The sequence below is a fragment of the Methylomonas sp. LWB genome, from assembly GCF_001856095.1.
GTDB lineage: Bacteria > Pseudomonadota > Gammaproteobacteria > Methylococcales > Methylomonadaceae > Methylomonas > Methylomonas koyamae_A.
Genome location: NZ_MKMC01000026.1, coordinates 14,378 through 31,918, shown reverse-complemented (window position 1 = coordinate 31,918; position 17,541 = coordinate 14,378). Strand labels below are relative to the sequence as shown.

The 17,541-nt window shown below is 55.6% G+C and carries 19 protein-coding genes; 12 read left to right on the top strand and 7 right to left on the bottom strand.

Features of this window, described 5'->3' with window-relative positions; all coding sequences use genetic code 11:
* Both BJL95_RS13185 and BJL95_RS25480 read left to right on the top strand, forming a co-directional pair.
* Nucleotides 1-573 (top strand): Ig-like domain-containing protein (locus tag BJL95_RS13185; RefSeq protein WP_175463713.1); only part of this gene is annotated, 573 nt, incomplete at its 5' end.
* 316 nt (nucleotides 574-889) lie between these two features.
* A complete protein-coding gene (locus tag BJL95_RS25480; RefSeq protein WP_139306268.1) occupies nucleotides 890-1,087 on the top strand; it encodes a hypothetical protein in 198 nt (65 codons plus the stop codon).
* Nucleotides 1,088-1,227: 140 nt separating this feature from the next.
* Here BJL95_RS25480 and BJL95_RS13175 read toward each other — a convergent pair whose 3' ends face one another.
* The 6 genes from BJL95_RS13175 to hisC form a co-directional block, all read right to left on the bottom strand.
* Nucleotides 1,228-1,677, bottom strand: a complete 450-nt coding sequence (locus tag BJL95_RS13175) for a lysozyme inhibitor LprI family protein (protein ID WP_071158604.1) — start codon at nucleotides 1,675-1,677, stop codon at nucleotides 1,228-1,230.
* Nucleotides 1,678-1,681: 4 nt separating this feature from the next.
* Complete coding sequence (locus tag BJL95_RS13170) at nucleotides 1,682-2,383, bottom strand: lysozyme (RefSeq protein ID WP_083386017.1); 702 nt, start codon at nucleotides 2,381-2,383, stop codon at nucleotides 1,682-1,684.
* A gap of 180 nt (nucleotides 2,384-2,563) precedes the next feature.
* Entirely contained in the window at nucleotides 2,564-3,283 is a 720-nt protein-coding gene (locus BJL95_RS13165; protein WP_071158602.1) for a cytochrome c1, read from the bottom strand.
* Between the two features lie 3 nt (nucleotides 3,284-3,286).
* Entirely contained in the window at nucleotides 3,287-4,684 is a 1,398-nt protein-coding gene (locus BJL95_RS13160; protein WP_071158600.1) for a cytochrome bc complex cytochrome b subunit, read from the bottom strand.
* The gene (petA, locus tag BJL95_RS13155; protein ID WP_071158598.1) at nucleotides 4,681-5,280 is read right to left on the bottom strand and encodes a ubiquinol-cytochrome c reductase iron-sulfur subunit; all 600 of its coding nucleotides are present in this window, start codon (nucleotides 5,278-5,280) and stop codon (nucleotides 4,681-4,683) included. Before petA ends, BJL95_RS13160 begins: the two co-directional genes overlap by 4 nt.
* A 166-nt stretch (nucleotides 5,281-5,446) precedes the next feature.
* Nucleotides 5,447-6,535 (bottom strand): histidinol-phosphate transaminase, encoded by a 1,089-nt coding sequence (gene hisC, locus BJL95_RS13150; protein WP_071158597.1) that lies wholly within the window; start codon nucleotides 6,533-6,535, stop codon nucleotides 5,447-5,449.
* Between the two features lie 348 nt (nucleotides 6,536-6,883).
* Here hisC and BJL95_RS13145 point away from each other — a divergent pair, with 348 nt between their 5' ends.
* From BJL95_RS13145 to rpmE, 10 genes are all read left to right on the top strand, one after another.
* Nucleotides 6,884-8,020, top strand: coding sequence for an acyltransferase (locus BJL95_RS13145; protein ID WP_071158596.1), 1,137 nt, complete (start codon nucleotides 6,884-6,886; stop codon nucleotides 8,018-8,020).
* A 164-nt stretch (nucleotides 8,021-8,184) separates the two neighbouring features.
* Entirely contained in the window at nucleotides 8,185-8,694 is a 510-nt protein-coding gene (locus BJL95_RS13140; protein WP_071158595.1) for a YkgJ family cysteine cluster protein, read from the top strand.
* 279 nt (nucleotides 8,695-8,973) lie between these two features.
* The gene (locus tag BJL95_RS13135; protein WP_071158608.1) at nucleotides 8,974-9,801 is read left to right on the top strand and encodes an ABC transporter ATP-binding protein; all 828 of its coding nucleotides are present in this window, start codon (nucleotides 8,974-8,976) and stop codon (nucleotides 9,799-9,801) included.
* 6 nt (nucleotides 9,802-9,807) lie between these two features.
* Complete coding sequence (gene mlaE, locus BJL95_RS13130; protein WP_064031254.1) at nucleotides 9,808-10,590, top strand: lipid asymmetry maintenance ABC transporter permease subunit MlaE; 783 nt, start codon at nucleotides 9,808-9,810, stop codon at nucleotides 10,588-10,590.
* 1 nt (nucleotide 10,591) lies between these two features.
* Complete coding sequence (gene mlaD, locus BJL95_RS13125; protein WP_071158594.1) at nucleotides 10,592-11,056, top strand: outer membrane lipid asymmetry maintenance protein MlaD; 465 nt, start codon at nucleotides 10,592-10,594, stop codon at nucleotides 11,054-11,056.
* On the top strand, nucleotides 11,056-11,364 hold the full coding sequence (locus BJL95_RS13120; protein WP_064031256.1) for a lipid asymmetry maintenance protein MlaB: 309 nt from the start codon (nucleotides 11,056-11,058) through the stop codon (nucleotides 11,362-11,364). The genes mlaD and BJL95_RS13120 overlap by 1 nt, the downstream gene beginning before the upstream one ends.
* 28 nt (nucleotides 11,365-11,392) lie before the next feature.
* A complete protein-coding gene (gene murA / locus BJL95_RS13115) occupies nucleotides 11,393-12,658 on the top strand; it encodes a UDP-N-acetylglucosamine 1-carboxyvinyltransferase (protein WP_071158593.1) in 1,266 nt (421 codons plus the stop codon).
* Between the two features lie 14 nt (nucleotides 12,659-12,672).
* Complete coding sequence (gene hisG / locus BJL95_RS13110; RefSeq protein WP_071158592.1) at nucleotides 12,673-13,305, top strand: ATP phosphoribosyltransferase; 633 nt, start codon at nucleotides 12,673-12,675, stop codon at nucleotides 13,303-13,305.
* The gene (gene hisD, locus BJL95_RS13105; RefSeq protein WP_071158590.1) at nucleotides 13,302-14,603 is read left to right on the top strand and encodes a histidinol dehydrogenase; all 1,302 of its coding nucleotides are present in this window, start codon (nucleotides 13,302-13,304) and stop codon (nucleotides 14,601-14,603) included. Before hisG ends, hisD begins: the two co-directional genes overlap by 4 nt.
* 156 nt (nucleotides 14,604-14,759) lie before the next feature.
* The gene (gene rpmE, locus BJL95_RS23970) at nucleotides 14,760-14,960 is read left to right on the top strand and encodes a 50S ribosomal protein L31 (RefSeq protein WP_082885273.1); all 201 of its coding nucleotides are present in this window, start codon (nucleotides 14,760-14,762) and stop codon (nucleotides 14,958-14,960) included.
* A gap of 93 nt (nucleotides 14,961-15,053) precedes the next feature.
* Here the strand turns inward: rpmE and BJL95_RS13100 are convergent, their stop codons facing one another.
* On the bottom strand, nucleotides 15,054-17,366 hold the full coding sequence (locus BJL95_RS13100; RefSeq protein ID WP_254786794.1) for a penicillin-binding protein 1A: 2,313 nt from the start codon (nucleotides 17,364-17,366) through the stop codon (nucleotides 15,054-15,056).
* Nucleotides 17,367-17,541: the final 175 nt, after the last annotated feature.

The following is a 17,541-nucleotide window of genomic DNA, read 5'->3' as shown; positions in this document are numbered from 1 at the left end:
CAATTCGACGAACCGGTGAGTGGCTTGAGCTTGGGCGGAGTGGAACTGCGCAAGGGCGGCGACGCGATCGCGGTGACCCGCGAGCTGAGCGGCGACCGGAAAACCCTGACGCTGAAGTTGCAACAACCGCTGCTGGCGAACACCGGCTACAGCCTGCACGTCGAAGGCGTGGAAGACCTGAGCGGCAACGTACTGGGCACGGCACAGGACAGAAGCTTCACGACCGGCGCGGGCGCCGACCTGCTCTCGACCAGCGTGGTGCAATACAGTCCGGCCAACAACACCAGCGGCATCGGCCTGAACAGCCCGGTGGTGATCACCTTTGCCGAACGGCTCAACCCGCTGGCATTGAACAGCGACACGATCGCGCTGTACGACGCGGTGACCGGGCAACGGCCGAGCGCGAGCTACGCGCTGAGCGCAGACGGCAAAACCGTCACGCTGACGCCGAACGCCGCGTTGACCGCCAACCGGCAATATTATATTTACATCAGCAACTGGGCGCCGCTACCGGACCAAGCCGGCAACCGGATCAACTACGCCAACTGGTACTTCCGGACCGGGACGGAATAGCAGAGGAGGGCAAATCGATGATGAAGTTTCCCAGGCGGGTTTCCGCGCCATATGGCGTTTGGTCACCGCGCTTTAAAACGCAAGCTATCGACCGGATTGAATGACGATGAGGCTCCGGTTTAGTGTGGCTGCTTTGGCCATGTTACTAAGTGCTTGTTCTTCCGACGACAGTTCGTCGAACAAACAATCCGTACAACAGACGAGTGCAAGGCCGCCGACTTCCGGGGCGGGGGGCGGCGTGCCGCCGGTTGGGCAGAGCGCCGTACCCGGGATTTCGGATGAGCCGGTAAAACCTAACCGTAGCGAATTGCGGGTGATGACTGAAGATGCCAAGGCTACCGAAAACGCCGTCAAGAATGTTATTGAGCGCTTCGACGCTAATTTAAGCGATCGTCAGGCTCGAGAATCCGCGCAAAACGAATTTAAAGCGATGCTGCCCGACTATAAGGAAAAGATGTTGCAAATCGGTAAGGCCAAAATGAAGGGCGAGTCACATCCAGTTGAAACGCCGTGAACACCCTATTTCGGAATGTCGTTAAAAATCCGCGGGGATTGATACATCGGAGTGATGAGCTGTGATGGTTGCCGTTCTCGCGGCGCGTCGGCGTTCCTGCTCGGAATTCCGTAGTCGGCGCGGAGTATGCTGAGTAAGGTCTAATAATTTTTTAGGTATTGCAATAATTCCAATACGCGGCTTTTGATCAGAGCGGTCCGGTAGCCGTGACGGGAAATCGCTGAAGAAGAGCCGAATTGCTCGGTGGTCCAATTTCCGTTAATAAAATCCAGTTCAGCATCGCGAAATTGCAGCCATAAGCGTTGCGAACGCAACAAGGTTTGTTTGCTCGGTTCGGGCAGATTTTTCTGCAGAGATGAATATGCGCGGTTAAGCTCCTTATCCAAAAACTCTGCGTAGTCGCGGTAAGCCTGATCGGTTTGTTCCGTGGTTTGCGCGTGTTGGTAAATTGCCTGTTCGAACGCATCGGCGCGAGATAGGAATTCCGCTGTAAGATCCGGGGTGTCGGGGTTGTCGATCGCGTGCGCGAAATTAAAACTTAAGCTCAACACAACCGCGATCAACGCGGAACGGCGACGGAATCCGATCATTTGCTCACCATTTTTTGTAAACGCCTTGTGAAAAAACCACCCATTCGCATGCGCGGCGATTCTCCAAGCCTTTCAATACCTTGCCTTGCGACTTATTCCAAGCCTTCCAGGCGGCTTCCAGATTGGGGTAATTGGTTTTCGCGGTGGGGTCGTTGATCATCTTAACCACCGAGGAACCGGCAAAGCCGTTGGCACCGGCGCCGATGTTGAAAGCCAGCATTACTAAGGCATCAAACTGGTGCTGTTCCAAGGAACTCGTAATCCTGCTACGAACCGCCGTGACAAACGGCGTGAGGTCCAGACCGAACAATGTACTCGCAGTAAACTCGGTGATGCCGTTTTTGTACAAATTCCATTCGGCGGCTTTGATCAAATGCCCGTAACCGACGGTTGCTCCCGCGACCCATGCGTTAATTTCCTTGCCGGTTTGGTCGTCGTATGGCTTTAAACGCAATGTTTCGATGTCTTTCAATAGCTTCAATCCGTCTCCGCTCAGGGCTAGTTCCTTGGCGGGGTTGGTGTCGCTTTGCAGCGAAATGCCACTCGAGCTCGACCTGCCGGCGGAGACTTCCGCGAACAAGCAGTGGTATCCAGTCGTGAGTATGTGCGGGCCGGGTAATGGGCTAAGCGACCGGCATAGCGTGCCTTGGTCGATATCGTTGTCGAACAATCCTTGTAACGGGCCTGGAATGCGGTAGCTCGCCATATCGAATTCTCATTGCAAAAAAGCGCGGCATACAAGCTGTCTGGAATGCGTGTTACCGGAGTATAGACCGGAATTGTTTCTCAGCAGGCATAGGGCCGATGCCGCAGTCCAAATTTTCCGGATAAAAAAACCGGTAGAGAGCCTAGCCCTCTACCGGTTTTTGCTCTACGGCCTTGGCTATTAGTGTACGTCTTTCCAGTATTCCTTCTTCAATAAGTACGCGAGTGCGATGAACATCAGCAGGAAGAACAGCACGAATTTACCCATTTGCTGGCGTTCCAATTGCACCGGCTCGCCGACGTAGACTAGGAAGTTAACCAAGTCGGTCACCATCTTGTCGAATTCCTTGGGCGACAACTGGCCGGGTTGCTCCAATTTGAGCTCGGTGATCACGTCGCGACCGTCGACCTTATGAACCACTGCGGTCTGCGTGCCTTGCAACTGCCAGAATACGTTGGGCATGCCGACATCCGGAAAGACCGAGTTGTTGACGCCTAGCGGCTTGTTTTTGTCGTTGTAAAAGCTTCGCAGATAGGTATATAGCCAGTCCGCGCCGCGTGAGCGGGCAATTAGCGACAGATCCGGCGGCGTAGTGCCAAACCACTTCTCGGCGTCGTGGGCATTCATCGCCGAATGCATCTGATCGTATATGCCGGCACCGAGCGGCGCGACGTTTTTCAGGATTTCGCTTTCATCCAGCTTTAAATCCATCGCGATGCGCTTGTAACGAATGTGCTTCGCGGAATGGCAGCCCAAGCAATAGGTGACGTAATACTTGGCGCCGCGTTCCAACGATGCGGTGTCGCTGAGATCGATGTCCGGACTATCCAGTTCGATTCCGCTACTGGCGTTAACGCAAAAAGGCAGCAAAAACAAAAGAGTGCAGAGTATCTTTTTCATGGCTTAGTCCAGGCTCTTTTTCAGGTTTTTGACAAAACGAATCAGCACGGCTTGAACGCCGGCCCAATTCGGCCTTTTCTTGGCGATGGTTCCTCCTAAATTGTCGGGAACATGATGAACTTCGACGACTTTGTCTATCAGTGCCAATACCGCTGGAATGCGGTCTTCCAGCGTTGGTTGCTCCGTCAGGCGCTCGGGCAGCGGTTTGGTCTTCTCCCAGCGGGTATATAACGGCATCAGAAGGAAGAAGCCGAAGTAGATCGCGGTCAGGAAGCGGGCTACCGTCGTCGCTGTCGGCGTGGCCGGTTGGGTGCCCAAATAGCCCAAGCCGATGAAGCTGACGACGAACAGCAACAGCGCTTTCTTGAACATGCCGCCGCGATAGCGGATGGATTTGACCGGGCTGCGATCCAGCCAAGGCAGCATGAACAGCACTACGATCGCGCCGCCCATCGCGATGACGCCGGCGAACTTGTCGGGAACCGCGCGTAAAATCGCGTAGAACGGCGTGAAGTACCAGACAGGCGCGATGTGTTCCGGGGTCTTCAGCGGATCGGCCGGGATAAAGTTGGCGTGCTCCAAAAAGAATCCGCCCATTTCCGGCATATAAAAAATTACCGTCGCGAAAAAGAACATGAACACGCCGACGCCGACGATGTCTTTGACGGTGTAGTACGGGTGGAAGGGAATGCCGTCAATCGGATGTTCTTTCCAGTTCAGATTTTCCTTGATTTCGATGCCGTCCGGATTGTTCGAACCTACTTCGTGCAGTGCGACGATGTGCAGGAATACCAGAATCAGCAAAACCAGCGGTACCGCGATGACGTGGAACGCGAAGAAGCGGTTCAAGGTAGCGTCGGAAACCACGTAGTCGCCGCGGATCCACAGCGACAATTCGTCGCCCACTACCGGTATCGCGCTAAACAACGAGATGATCACCTGCGCGCCCCAGTAGGACATTTGGCCCCAAGGCAGTAGATAGCCCATGAAAGCTTCGGCCATCAAGCACACGAAGATCAGCATGCCGAAAATCCAAATCAGCTCGCGCGGTTGCTTAAACGAGCCGTACATCAGGCCGCGGAACATGTGCAGATAGACGACGATGAAGAAGGCCGAGGCACCGGTGGAATGCATGTAACGCACCAGCCATCCCCAGTTGACGTCGCGCATGATGTATTCGACCGAGTCGAAGGCCAGTTTGGCATCCGGTTTGTAATTCATTGTCAGCAGAATGCCGGTTATGAACTGGTTGACGAGTACGAACAGCGCCAGCGAGCCGAAGAAATACCAGATGTTGAAATTTTTCGGCGCGTAGTAATGCGCCATGTGTTCGTTCCACAAATCGGAGAGTGGAAAACGCTCCAGCAGCCAGTCGCTGCATTGATTCATTTTTTGCTTCATGCTGATTTCGCCTCGTTGTCTTCGCCGATCATGATCAGGCTGTCGGTCACATAACGGTAGGGTGGAATCTCGAGATTGGTCGGAGCCGGCACGCCGCGATAGACGCGGCCGGCTAAATCGAACCAGGAGCCGTGGCAAGGGCAGAAAAATCCGCCTTTCCAATCGGGGCCGAGATCGTTAGGGGCGATTTCCGGGCGAAACGTGGGCGAGCAGCCCAGATGGGTACACAGGCCGACCGCGACGAAAATTTCAGGTTTCAGCGCGCGCAACGAGTTTTTGGCGTAATCAGGTTGATGGGATTCGTTGGAGACAGGGTCTGCGAGTTTGCTGTCCAAAGTCGTCAGCGTAGATAAAACCTCCGGGGTTCGATTCAAAACCCAAACGGGTTTGCCGCGCCAAGCGACGCGGATCAATTGGCCGGACTCCATTTTGCTGATATCGACCTCGACCGGCGCGCCGGCGGCCATGGCCTTGGCGCTCGGCTGCATTTGCGAGAGAAAGGGAACGGCCAGATAGCCGGCCCCCACGGCTCCGACCACCGACAAAGCCGAGGTCAGAAACTGGCGTTTTGAATGATCGACGCCTTCTTGGTTCATAGGTAACACTCCTGCGTGATGTGCGGTGTATCGGGCAATACACCGATTATTATAGTTTTTGGCAAATATACCTTACTGGCCCGGATTAATGAAATGGTTCTTGGGCTGGCGGCCGCGCCTGGCGTGGGTTGCTGGCGGTTTTGGCCCAAACGGGGAGCTGGCGCCTTCAGCGCGGTAATTCGGCCAGAGCAGCGGCCAGCGCGTTCAGAAAACTCTGGTTTTCTTCGGGTTTGCCTATCGTGACCCGTAGGCAGTCGCTTAGCACGCCGCCTTGGCCGGACAGATTCTTGATTAAAATTCCGCGGGCTTTCAGTCCGGCGAACAATTGGTCGGCTGTGCCAACAGGTGTGCGAAACAGGATGAAATTGGCCGAGCTGGGATAGACGGTCAGCGTCGGCCAGGCTTTTAAGGCCTTGGCCATTGCAGTTCGCTCGGCACGGATGGCTTGGGTTTGTTGCGCGAGGAAATCGCCGTGTTCCAACGCGAAGCCGACCGTCGCTTGGGTCAGGCTATTAATGTTGTAGGGCAGGCGAACTTTGTCGAGTTCGGCGACGATCTCGGCCGGGCCGGCCAAATAGCCCAGACGCAAACCCGCCAGACCGAGTTTGGAGACGGTACGCATCACTAGCAGATTGGGATAATTCCCTAATTCGCCGACGAAGCTGGCGTCGGCGAACGGCGCGTAAGCCTCGTCAACGACAACCAATCCCGGCGCCGCGGCGATGATGGTTTTGATGGCTTGGGCGTCGAACAGATTGCCGGTTGGGTTGTTCGGATAGGCTATGAAAATCGTCGCCGGCCGGTTGTCGGCGATGGCTGCCAGCATCGCGGACAAGTCCAACGCGAAATCGGTCGCCAGCGGTACGCCGACATAATTTAGTCCCAGGCTACGGGCGATTTGTCGGTACATCACAAAGCCGGGTTCCGGAGCCAGTACCGTGGCATCGGCGGATAGCGCCATCAGCAGAATCTGGATGATTTCGTCCGAACCGTTCCCGAGCAATAGCGCGGCATGATCCGGAATCGCGTTCGCGCGTCTTAATTGTTCGCACAAGGCGGAACCGGTCGGGTCCGGATAGCGGTTGATCGGGCAGGCTTTCAACGATTCCAACCAGCGTTGCTGAATGTGTTCCGGCCAGGTGTACGGATTTTCCATCGCGTCGAGTTTGATCAAGTTGCGGGCATCGGCGACATGATAGGCCGACATGGCGAGAACTTCGGGGCGGAACAGCTTGGTAAGCGCGTGGTTAGGCATGGTGTCGAAATCGGCGAAATCGGAATGGGCGGCGAGGTACTAGGTCCGGTCAATCGGACGGCCGCAGGCAAATTGGGCCGATTCTACCAAAGCGGAGAGCGAAAGCCTAACCTCGGAAAACCGGCGGTCCAGCGTCCCCGTTGACGCACATCGCTCGCTTCGGCGCGAGATCGATGCCGCGCGGATTCTAACACCGCTGGCGATAAGCAGGCAAAGCCCGGCCGCACCCTTCACGGAGTTCCAGAAGGCATGCGCGCAAATGGCCGAAAGCGAACGCCTCCATGCACAAATTCGAACACCGACTACATTTTTAGGCTTAGTTCTAAAGTAGCAAGTCGAGGCTCCGTCGTGCACAAACAAACCCACATTAGCTATCTCGACACGATTCGCGGCTTGGCGGCGTTGACCGTGGTCAGCGAGCATTATGTGATTGCTTATGGCTTGCCCTGTCAAACACCGTTATGCGAACAAATTTTGGATTTTTCGCCGTTGCATTTTTGGTGGGAAGGTTCCGCGGCGGTGTCGATGTTCTTCGTGTTGAGCGGTCTGGTGCTTTCCCTAAAGTACTTCCAGCATGGCCACATGCCGGACTTGACGCGCTTCGATTTGACACGGTTTTTGATCGGTCGAGTGTTTCGAATTTGGTTTCCTTACCTATTGGTGTTGGGGCTCAGCGCCGGATTGTTCAATCATACCTTCGGTCGCCCGGTACCGGTTACCGCGCTGGCGCCGACCGACTGGATCGTAAATATGTGGCATAAATTTCCGTTGGATGCGTCGGCGATGGTCAGGGAGGGCTTTTTGCTGAATATGCCGGATCTTATCGTGCTGTTGCCGCAATCCTGGACCCTGGGCGTCGAGTTGGTGTTGTCCCTGTTACTGCCGGTTGGCTTGCTGCTGGTCGATCGTGGCACGTCCTGGGTAGTCTTTTTCAGCGTGTTGGCCATTGCTTTGTTGGGCGTATCGGCCTTTTTGCTGCATTTTTTGTTGGGTTTGACCATTGCCCGCTATCTGCCTACGATCAAAGCCTATCTGGTCGGATCTCCGGCGCTACGGCGTTTCTTGTTAGGCGTAGGGGTTTTGTTTTATACCGGAGCAACTTTGCTACCCAAGCCGTGGATAGAGTGGAGCGACGGTCAATTGGTGTGGTTGGGAACCGGTCTGGGTGCCGGCATGATCTTGCTGTTCGTGCTTGCGTCGGTCCGCGTGCAGGCTATTTTGTCGAAGGCCTCGCTGCGGCAAATCGGCAAGGTTTCCTACAGCACCTACCTGATTCACATGGCGGTCCTGATATGTCTGACCCCTTACGTTTTGATGGGTCTGCAAGCGTTTAGCGAGAGCCGCCTGTTCTTGTGGTTGGGGGGATGGTTGCTGACGATGTTGATCGTGCAAGGCTTGGCCTTGCTTTGTTATCGTCTTGTGGAGATCCCCAGTATCGTGGTCGGTCGTTGGTTGGCGGACCGCGTCGTGCTCGCAAGACACTGATCGCACCTCGGGCAATTGGAGCTTAGGAAGGCCGGAACGTCGCCTGGGTTGGTTTGACTCGGTCCGGTGTTTTACGAAAAACACTGAGGCGAACGGGCCGTCGATGGCAAGCGGCTCTGCCTCGGGTACTATGTTAACTATCATCGTAACCATTCAGCGCGACCATGTCTCTACTCAGATCGTTGCACACCGATATTGATGCCCGAGTTGCCGCGACCCGTACCGCGTATTCCGGTTGGCTGTGTCGGCGTGGTTGCGAAGGATGCTGCCACAGGCTGGCGGACATCCCCAAAATCAGCCGTGCCGAGTGGGAGCTGCTGGCCGAAGGGCTAGCGTTGTTGCCGCCGGACGTGATGCGGACGGTGGGTCAAGAGATCGTTGATCTTGCTAAACAAGTCAATCTTCCGTTAGTTTGCCCGCTACTCGATCGCTCAACCGGCAGTTGCCGGGTTTACCTTCAGCGCCCGGTCGCCTGCCGCACTTACGGCTACTATGTACAACGCGACAAAGGTTTGTACTGCAATGATATCCAAGCTCAAGCCGACAGCGGCGTTTTAAACGATGTGGTTTGGGGTAATCACGATGTGATCGATAGAAGGCTCGACGCGATGGGTGCGGCCAAGGCGTTAACGGAGTGGTTTCAAGAGTCGTTGCTCGCCGAGAATTCTGGATGATGTTTGAGTTGTGTCTGTCGCTGGGATGTAACTCCTGCTGATTTGACGAAGCATTTGCGTGCGTTTCGAGGGTAATTAAGCAACTTCATGAGCTCTGTGCCGACCTTTCTTCGGCGAATCTCAACCGGTCCTGGTCTTGGACTCCAGCCGGCCATTCGAGCGGTCGACCATCTATTGCGGTCACTTAAAGGAACTTTCCCCAGTCTTGCATTGACTTAAGCTCGAGGACTCATGGAAAATAACCCGTTTAAATCTAATATCCGCCGGCGAACTCCGCAAATGCCCAGCAGCGCAAGCCCCGAAAACCATATCGTTTCCGTCAGCAACTTGAGCTTTGCCAGGGGCACTAGAAAAATTTTCGACGGCGTCGATCTGTCCATACAGCGCGGCAAAATCACTGCGATCATGGGGCCAAGTGGCACCGGTAAAACCACTTTGCTGAAACTGATCGGCGGCCAACTGGCGCCGGACCGGGGTCAAATTCTGGTCGATGGTCAAAACGTGCATCGCCTGAAAACCCGCGAGCTTTACGAATTGCGCAAGCGGATGGGCATGCTGTTTCAAAGCGGTGCCTTGCTGACCGACATGAACGTTTACGATAACGTGGCGTTTCCGTTGCGCGAGCACACTCATCTGCCGGAATCCATGATACGTACGCTGGTGCTGATGAAGTTGCATGCGGTCGGCTTGCGCGGTGCTCACCGTCTGATGCCCAACGAATTATCGGGCGGCATGGCGCGCCGGGTGGCTCTGGCTCGGGCCATCGCCCTCGATCCGTTGATGATTATGTACGACGAACCGTTTACCGGCCAGGACCCGATTTCGATGGGCGCATTAGTGCATTTGATCAAGTCGCTGAACGTGACATTGGGATTGACCAGCATCATCGTATCGCACGACGTGCAGGAAACCGCCGCGATCGCTGATTACATCTACGTCTTGTCGGAAGGCAAAATCGTCGGCCAGGGCACGCCGCAACAGTTGCGACAGTCGGACTCGGCTTGGGTGCAACAGTTTATGCACGGCGACGCGGACGGTCCGGTACACTTCCACTACCCAGCGCCCGATTACCTGGACGACCTGCTGGCCGGCAAAACTACCTTGTAATTAGCGATGCTAGAATTTTTGCAAAACCTGGGCAAAACCACCCGCGACAGCTTTGCCAAGCTCGGTCGCGGCGCGTTTTTCCTGTCCCATACCTTGACCGGCATCGGCGACGTGTTGCCGCGTCCCAATTTGCTGCTCAAACAACTGTATTCGGTCGGCGTTTTGTCCTTCCTAATCATCACCATTTCCGGTCTGTTCGTCGGCATGGTGCTCGGCTTGCAAGGCTTTAACATTCTGTCCGACTTCGGCGCCGAGGAATCGCTGGGCGTGATGGTCGCCGCGTCGCTGGTTCGAGAGTTGGGGCCGGTGGTGTCCGCTCTGTTGTTCGCCGGCCGCGCCGGTTCGGCGCTGACCGCCGAGATCGGTCTGATGAAGGCTACGGAACAACTGTCCGGCATGGAAATGATGGCGGTCGACCCGATCAAGCGCATCATTTCGCCGCGCTTTCTAGCCGGCTTCCTGTCGATGCCGCTGTTGGCGGCTTTGTTCAGCGCGATCGGCGTGATGGGCGGCCATCTGGTTGGCGTCGGCATGCTTGGCGTGGACGACGGCGCGTTTTGGGCGCAGATGCAAGCCAGCATCGATTTTCAGGAAGACATCGTCAACGGTGTCATCAAAAGCGTGGTATTCGGCTTCGTGGTGTCGTGGATTGCGCTATTCGAAGGTTACGACGCTATCCCAACTTCGGAGGGCGTGAGCCGCGCCACCACCCGTACCGTGGTCAACTCGGCGTTCTCGGTACTGGCTCTCGATTTCATACTAACCGCACTGATGTTTGGAGACATTTAACATGCAGCATTCCAAGACACAGGACACCTTGGTCGGCCTGTTCGTCGCTTGCGGCATTGCCGCGCTGTTTTACATGGCCTTGCAGGTCAGCAACCTGGGCACGTATACCAGCGACGACAGCTATACCGTGATTGCCCGCTTTCAAAACTCCGGTGGTCTGAAAGTCAAGTCGCCGGTGTCCATCGCTGGGGTCCGCATCGGCAGGGTGTCGGCGATTACGTTGGACCACGAAAGCCACGAGTCTGTCGTGGAAATGCGCATAGAAGCCAAGTACGACAATCTGCCCGAAGATTCCGGCGCCAGTATTTATACGGCGGGACTGCTAGGCGAGCAGTACATCAATATCGATCCGGGTTCGTCGGACAGTTTTTTAAAGGACAAGAGTAAGCTCGATATCACCAGCTCGGCCATCGTATTGGAGGAAATGATCAGTAAATTCATGATGAATAAGGCGGAAGGCAAGTAATGGCCGTATTGACGCTGAGCGAACTGGCCCCCGGTCACTACGCCGTCACCGGCAATTTGACCTTTGCCAGCATCGACAGACAATCCCTGAAATCGTTTAAGTTCCTGAAAGGCATGGACAGTATCTGCATCGACCTGGCTCAAGTCGGTACCACCGACAGTGCCGGTTTGGCTTTGATGATCGAATGGATCAAGCAGAGCCGGGCCAGCCGGGTGCGCCTGACTTTCAAAAACGTGCCGGCGCAACTGCTGGCGCTCGCCAAACTCAGCGGTTTCGACGAAACCGAATATTTTGCCAACCGCGGCTGATCGCGCCGCTAAACCATCGCATACACCCATGGATAAATTGTTAATAACCGGCGGTAAACCGCTGACCGGCGAACTGAGAATCTCCGGCGCCAAGAACGCCGCTTTGCCGATTCTAGCCGCCACCTTGCTGTCCGAAGTGCCGGTCAGCGTCGGCAACATTCCGCATTTGCACGACATCACCACCACAATGGAATTGCTGGGGCAAATGGGCGTCGGCTTGACCGTCGATGAGAAAATGAACATCGAAGTCGATTCCAGCACCATTCATAAGTACGAAGCGCCCTACGAATTGGTAAAAACCATGCGCGCGTCGATCCTGGTACTGGGCCCCTTGCTGGCTCGCTTCGGCGAGGCTTACGTGTCATTGCCGGGCGGTTGCGCGATCGGTACTCGGCCAGTCGATATTCACATCGATTCGCTGATCAAAATGGGCGCGGACATTACTGTCGAATCCGGTTACATCCACGCCAAAGCCAAGCGCCTGCAAGGCTGCAGGCTGGTACTGGACAAAATCACCGTGACCGGTACCGAAAATATTCTGATGGCCGCCACGTTGGCGGAAGGCGTGACGATTATTGAAAACGCTGCCAAGGAACCGGAAGTCACCGATCTGGCACACTTTCTCAATAAGATGGGCGCCAAAATTACCGGCATAGGCACTGATATTCTGACTGTCGAAGGTGTCGAGAAACTCGGTGTGGTCGGCCTGCATTACGACATTCTGCCGGATCGTATCGAAACCGGCACTTATCTGGTGGCCGGCGCGATCAGTCGCGGTCGGGTCAAATTGAAAAATACCGATCCGACCATTTTGGACGCGGTATTGGTCAAACTTAAGGAAGCCGGCGCCGACATCACCTGCGGCGAGAATTGGATCGAACTGGACATGCACGGCAAGCGACCCAAGGCGGTCACGGTGCGTACCGCGCCCTACCCGGCCTTCCCGACCGACATGCAAGCCCAGTTCACCGCGCTGAATTCGGTGGCCGAAGGCGTGGGCTTGATCACCGAGACCGTGTTCGAAAACCGCTTCATGCACGTCCAGGAATTGCAGCGCATGGGGGCGCAAATCAAATTGGAGTCCAATACCGCGATCTGTACCGGCATCGAACAAATGAAGGCCGCGCCGGTGATGGCGACAGATTTGCGGGCCTCGGCCAGCTTGGTTTTGGCCGGTTTGGCCGCCGAGGGTGAAACGCTGGTGGATCGGATCTATCATATCGACCGCGGCTACGACCACATTGAGGAAAAGCTGGCGCAACTGGGCGCCACCATTCGCCGCGTTCCCAACTAACCAAGACATCCGCCATGCTGACCATCGCCGTATCCAAGGGCCGAATTTACGAAGAAGCCTTGCCGTTTTTGGAACAAGCCGGTATCACGCCGACCGACGATCCTGACAAAAGTCGCAAGCTGATTTTGCAAACCACCCGGTCCGACGTGCAATTGGTGATCATCCGCGCCACCGACGTGCCGACCTTCGTTGAATACGGCGCGGCGGATCTAGGCATTGCCGGCAAGGACGTGTTGCTGGAGCACGGCGCGGAAAGCCTGTACGAGCCGTTGGATTTAGGTATCGCCGGCTGCCGGCTGATGACCGCCGCGCCGGTCGGGGCCCCGGCCTTGAAGGCTAACTTGCGGGTGGCGACCAAATATGTCAAAACCGCCCGACGTTATTACGCCGACTTAGGGGTGCAAGCCGAAATCATTAAGCTCTACGGCTCGATGGAGCTGGCGCCGCTGGTAGGTTTGGCCGATTGCATAGTCGATCTGGTCGATACCGGGAATACGTTGAAAGCTAACGGTTTGGAGCCGCGCGAATTGATCGCTAACATCACCTCGCGGTTGGTGGTCAACAAGGCCGCGATGAAAATGAAACATCAGGCTATCCAGGCGTTAATCGACCAGTTCGAAACCACCTTAGCGCGGAGGTCCGCATGACCGCGATCAAGATGCTCAGACTCGACGGCAACGTCGCCGACTTTGAAAAACGCCTGCAAGCCCGTTTGGCTTGGGACGCCAGTGAAGACCTGGAGATCCACAAGCGCGTGTTGGACATTATCGGCGATGTCCGCAACCGCGGAGATCGGGCGTTAATAGACTACACCAACCGCTTCGACCGAACCGCCTTTAAATCCGGTGCGGAACTGGAGCTGTCCAGCGGCGAGCTGAAACTAGCTTGGGACACGCTGCCCAGCGCTCAAGCCATCGCCTTGCAAACCGCCGCCGACCGGGTAAGCGCCTACGCCGAGCATCAGAAGCTGCAATCCTGGCAATTCACCGAACTCGACGGCACGTTGTTGGGCCAAAAGGTCACTCCACTGGATAGGGCTGGTCTGTACGTGCCGGGCGGCAAGGCGGCGTATCCGTCGTCGGTATTGATGAACGCGATACCGGCCAAAGTGGCAGGCGTCGGCGAACTGGTCATGGTGGTGCCGACACCGGGCGGCGAAACTAATCCGTTGGTGCTGGCAGCCGCTTACGTGGCAAGGGTCGACCGGGTGTTCACGATCGGCGGCGCTCAAGCCGTCGCCGCACTGGCCTACGGCACCGAAACCGTGCCGGCCGTCGATAAGATCGTCGGCCCCGGCAATATTTACGTCGCGACCGCAAAAAAACTAGTGTTTGGCCAGGTCGGCATCGACATGATTGCCGGACCTTCCGAGATTTTGATCATTTGCGACGGTCAGACTAATCCGGATTGGATTGCGATGGATCTGTTTTCTCAAGCCGAGCACGACGAAAACGCCCAAGCCATTCTGATTAGTCAGGATGCGGTTTTTCTAGATAAGGTTGAAGCCAGCATTAACCAACTATTGCCGACGATGGAGCGGGCCGACATTATCCGTGCTTCCTTGACCGGTCGCGGCGCCTTCATCAAAGTCGCCGACTTGGCTCAAGCGGCCGAGGTTGCCAATCGCATCGCGCCGGAACATCTGGAGTTGTCGGTCGAAAACCCGGAGGCGCTGGCCGATAACATCCGTAACGCCGGGGCGATCTTCATGGGCCGCTACACCGCGGAAGCACTGGGTGACTATTGCGCCGGGCCTAATCACGTATTACCCACTTCGAGCACTGCCCGTTACTCGTCGCCGCTAGGCGTTTACGACTTCCAAAAGCGCAGCAGCCTGATCAACTGTTCCGCCGCCGGCGCGCACAATTTAGGCAAGATTGCGTCCGTGCTGGCGCGCGGGGAAAGTTTGACGGCACACGCGAGGTCGGCGGAGTTTAGGGTTTGATCCGGCGGTTGACACTCCGCACAGGGTCATTTTGCGGGTAATTCCATTGCATTGTTCCGTGCGTTCGGCGGTAGCAGGTTGCGTGGCTTGCGATTACGTCGTATCATAAGCGGCTGTCTATCAAGTTAAGTGGCCCCAAGCGGGTATGTGAGCGCTATGAAACCAGAAATCCACCCTCAATATAAACAAATTACAGTGACCTGCGGTTGCGGCAACACGTTCGAAACCGGTTCGGTTTTGGGTAATGACCTGCATATCGAGGTCTGTTCGTCTTGCCACCCTTTTTACACCGGCAAACAACGTGTCGTTGATACTTCTGGCCGGGTAGATAAGTTCCGTAAAAAATTCGGTAAGTAATTTGTTGTGTCCCTCGAGCCTCGGTAAGCGTTATTTGTACGCTTGCCGACGGTTCGCTGATGTTTGGCTGGGTTTTCCGCCGCCCTCTTTCAGTTAAAACAGCGCTTCTTCCGGGGTGAAGTCCTCAAACTCAGGTTCAAGCTTGGGTGTGGACATCGCGGTTGGCGCGGTTTCCTTCGCGAAATATTCCCAAATCCCGCCTTTTTGGTCTTGCGGTAACAGTAAGCCGTCCGAAGGATTGATGTAGGCTTGGACGATGCCTTCCGGTACCGTTAGCGGTTTTTCCGGAAAATGGTGCTGTATCGCTTTCATGAATTTTATCCACATCGGCAGTGCCGCTTTGCCGCCGGTTTCGCCGTGTCCAAGCGGCGCGGAGTTATCGAATCCAATCCATGCGGAGGCAACGATGCCGGTCGCAAAGCCATTAAACCAAGCGTCTCGTTGCGCGTTGGTTGTGCCGGTCTTACCCGCTAAATCTGCCCGGTTCAGTTGCTTGGCTTGAGTGGCGGTGCCGCGCTGTACCACGTCGCGTAGCAGGCTGGTCATCAAAAAATTGGTTTTCTCGGAAATAACTCGCGCGGCCATGTTCGGCCGGATTTCGCCGGTCGTCGCGCAGTCCTGGCAGGCCGTCGCCGGTTTCGCGGAGTATATCAGTCGATTCTCGCGATCTTCGATGCGTTCGATTAAATAAGGTTGAATCGAAAACCCGCCGTTGGCGAACACTGAATAGGCGGCCGCCATCTTTAGCGGTGACGCCGAGCCGCTACCCAGCGCGAGCGAAAACGTGGTCGGCAGTTGGTCCTTGTCGAATCCGAAGCGTTGGGCGGTATCGATAGCGTGAGGGATGCCGACTTCTTGCAACAAGCGTATCGAAACCAGATTGATCGATTCCCTTAGCGCCACTCGCAATGAGGTTGGCCCCAAATACCGGCGATTGTAGTTTTCAGGGCGCCAGTCGTTTTCCTGAGAGGGGTCTTCTATGACGATGGGAGCGTCGTTGATGATACTGGCCAGGGTGTAACCTTTTTCCAGCGCGGCTGTGTAGATGATGGGCTTGAAGCCCGAGCCGGGTTGTCGTTTGGATTGGGTCGCCCGGTTATACTTGCTGTGGTAAAAATCGAAGCCGCCGGCCAGGGCCAAAATAGCACCGTCATCGGGGTTCAAGGCTACGAACGCGCCTTCCACGGTGGGGATTTGGGTCAACGCCCAGCTTTGGTTTTCGAGTTGTCTGACCCAGATCAAGTCGTTGGTTTTAATAATGTCGCGGCTTTCCCGTGCAGTTTTTGCCGATGCCTTTGCCCAATTCACAGATTCCCAAGCCAGTTCGATATTGGTGCCATCGTGGAGCTTGGCCGCAACGCCGCTGTCAGTCAGACCGGTAACGATGGCTCGATGCGCGTCGCCGACCAGGGTGTCGCCGTCGCTCTGGCCATTTATATGAGGAGCATTCCGATAGCCGTGACGTTCTTCGTACTCATGTAGCGTCGCTTGCAGGGCGCGATCAGCGGCAAGCTGAAATTCTTGGGTGATAGTCGTGTAAATTTTCAATCCTTGCGTGTAGGCATCTTCACCGTATTTGGCCATGATATCCTGCCTAGCCATTTCCGCGGCGTAGGGGGCCTGCATTGCGATGCCTGACGGTTGTTGGGCGGCGTCATCGCTCGTGCTTAGCGCCGCATCGTAGGCGCGCTGGCCGATATACCCAAGTTCCAGCATCCGTCTGAGTACGTAATTGCGACGCTGCAGCGCACGTTCCGGGTTCGTTAGCGGGTTATAAATTGACGGAGCCTTGGGAAGGCCGGCGATCATGGCCTGTTGCGCTAGCGTGAGCTGGTTTAGTTCCTTGCCGTAGTAGGTTTGCGCCGCGGCCGCCAGGCCATACGCGCGTTGCCCCATGTAAATTTTGTTTAAATACAGCTCGAGTATCTGATCTTTTGAATAGCGCTGTTCGATCTTTAGCGCCAGCATGATTTCCTTTAACTTGCGTAGGTAAGTCTTCTCATTACTCAGCAGGAAGTTTCTGGCGACCTGCATCGTAATCGTACTGCCGCCTTGACGCTTTTGTCCGGTCGAAATCAAGCGATTCGCGGCCCTGGCCAAGCCTTTGAAATCCACGCCGCCATGCTTGTAAAACCGGTCGTCTTCAGCGGCGATGAACGCCTGTAATTGGCGTTGAGGGACTTCGGCGATTTCGATAGGGATGCGGCGCTTTTCGCCGAATTGGCCGATCAACAAGCCCTCGCGGCTGTAGATGCTGATTGGTGTTTGATATTGGACGTTATCGAGCAGGGATATGTCAGGCAATTCTTTATCAAGCTCCAATAGGAAGTAGTAGCAGGCTACCGCCAGGGTGCCGACGAACGTGAAGATGACCAACATCAGCCATTTGAACAAGGTTTTGAGCAATGACTTCGGTTTGGGGGGCTTTTTTAACGGCACTGGCGGCGGGGCGTTTGGAGTTTACCGGAAATCGGCAAATATCAGCGTATAAGATCTCAGGAACAACTTAAAGTATGTTCTATAACTTGCTGTCATAAATGTGTGAAAATCAAAAAATCTAACTATACTTCGGCTTTAAACG